Raw genomic sequence first — 1862 nt, 5'->3', positions numbered from 1 at the left:
CCGGGTGCCGGTTCCGTTGGCGGTCGCCGGCGCTGTCGCGATCGGGTTCCTGCTGCTGCCGCTGGCCGGCCTCCTCCTGCGGGCACCGTGGCGCAGCCTGCCCGCGTTGCTGGTCACCCCGGCGGTGGGGGAGGCGTTGCGACTGTCGTTGATCACCTCGACGATCGCGACCGTGCTGTCGTTGTTGGTCGGCGTGCCGCTGGCCTGGTTGCTGGCCCGCGCGAGCTTTCCCGGCCGGGGCCTGCTGCGTGCGGTGGTGACGGTGCCGTTGGTGCTGCCGCCGGTGGTCGGTGGGGTGGCGTTGCTGCTTGCGTTCGGCCGGCGCGGGATCGTCGGCCGCCATCTGGACGCCTGGTTCGGCATCACCCTGCCGTTCACCACCGCTGGTGTGGTGATGGCGGAGGCGTTCGTGGCGATGCCGTTTCTGATCGTGACGGTGGAGGGGGCGTTGCGATCGACCGACCGTCGCTTCGAGGACGCCGCCGCCACCCTCGGGGCCAGCCCGTGGGTGACCTTCCACCGGGTCACCCTCCCGATGATCGCGCCGTCGCTCGGTGCGGGCGCGGTGCTGTGCTGGGCCGCGCCCTCGGCGAGTTCGGCGCGACCATCACGTTCGCCGGTAACTATCCGGGGAGGACCCAGACCATGCCGATCGCGGTCTACCTCGCGCTGGAGACCGACCCGGATGCGGCGATCGCCCTGTCCCTCGTTCTGCTCGCGGTGGCCGTCGGCGTTCTGCTGCTGTTGCGGGAGCGCTGGCTGCGGCCGGGTAATGCACTGTGAGCGAGGCTGCCCTGCAGGCCCGGGTGCGGGTGGAGCGTACGAGTGGTTTCACCCTTGAGGTCGCACTGACCGCAGCGGGCGGGAGGACGGTGGCCGTTCTCGGCCCGAACGGGTCGGGCAAGACGACGCTGCTACGGGTGCTCGCGGGCCTGCTGCCGATCGACGGGGGACGTGTCAGCCTCGGCGACGAGGTCGTGGACGACCCGGCTGCCGGGATCTTCGTCCCGGCGCAGCGGCGCGCGGTCGGGATGGTCTTCCAGGACTATCTGCTGTTCCCGCACCTGACCGCCCGGGACAACGTCGCCTTCGGTCCGCGTGCCCGCGGGATGTCCCGGGCCGCGGCCCGCGCCGCCGCCGGGCAGTGGCTGGCGACGTTCGGCCTGGCCGAGTTCGCCGACCGCCGCCCCGGTGTGCTCTCAGGCGGGCAGGCCCAGCGGGTGGCGTTGGCCCGGGCACTCGCGGGCGGGCCGCGCCTACTGCTACTGGACGAGCCTCTCGCCGCCCTGGACGCGTCCACCCGGCTGGCCGTCCGGGCGGATCTTCGCCGGCACCTCACCGGTTTCGCGGGCCCGTCGGTGCTGGTGACCCACGATCCGATCGAAGCGATGGTACTCGCCGACAATATTGTGATCATCGAAGCGGGTCGGGTGGTACAGCAGGGGCCGCCGGCCGAGGTCGCACGCCGGCCCCGGACCGACTACGTGGCCAGGCTCGTCGGGCTGAACCTCTACCGGGGGCAGGCCGACGCCGGCCGGGTGCGGTTGGCCGGCGGTGGTGTCCTGACCATCGCGGACACCGCGATCGGCGGGCCGGTGCTGGCCGCATTGCGGCCCTCCGCCGTCGTCCTCGGGATCGAGGAGCCGCACGGCAGCGCCCGCAACACCCTCGCCGGCCGGATCGCCGGGCTGGAACTGCTGGGTGACCGGGCCCGGGTGGCGCTCGACACGATCCCCCCGCTGCTCGCCGACGTCACCCCGGCCGCCCTCGCCGAGCTGCGCCTGGAACCGGGCGTGACCGTGTGGGCGTCGTTCAAGGCAACCGACGTCGAAACCTACCCTCAACTCCAGGAGTAACCGGCC

1 protein-coding gene and 1 pseudogene are annotated in these 1862 nt (G+C 72.8%); both read left to right on the top strand.

Going from position 1 to position 1862, the window contains the following annotated elements; genetic code table 11:
- Positions 1–4 precede the first annotated feature (4 nt).
- A pseudogene (locus tag U9980_RS15840) lies at positions 5–783 on the top strand (ABC transporter permease).
- Entirely contained in the window at positions 780–1856 is a 1077-nt protein-coding gene (locus U9980_RS15835; protein WP_322768624.1) for an ABC transporter ATP-binding protein, read from the top strand. Before U9980_RS15840 ends, U9980_RS15835 begins: the two are co-directional and overlap by 4 nt.
- Positions 1857–1862: the final 6 nt, after the last annotated feature.

Origin of the sequence: Protofrankia sp. Cr1, assembly GCF_963555865.1 — a bacterium.
In the GTDB taxonomy this organism is placed as follows: domain Bacteria; phylum Actinomycetota; class Actinomycetes; order Frankiales; family Frankiaceae; genus Protofrankia.
The sequence above is the reverse complement of the archived record's forward strand: the minus strand, read 5'-3'. Positions and strand labels throughout refer to the sequence as shown.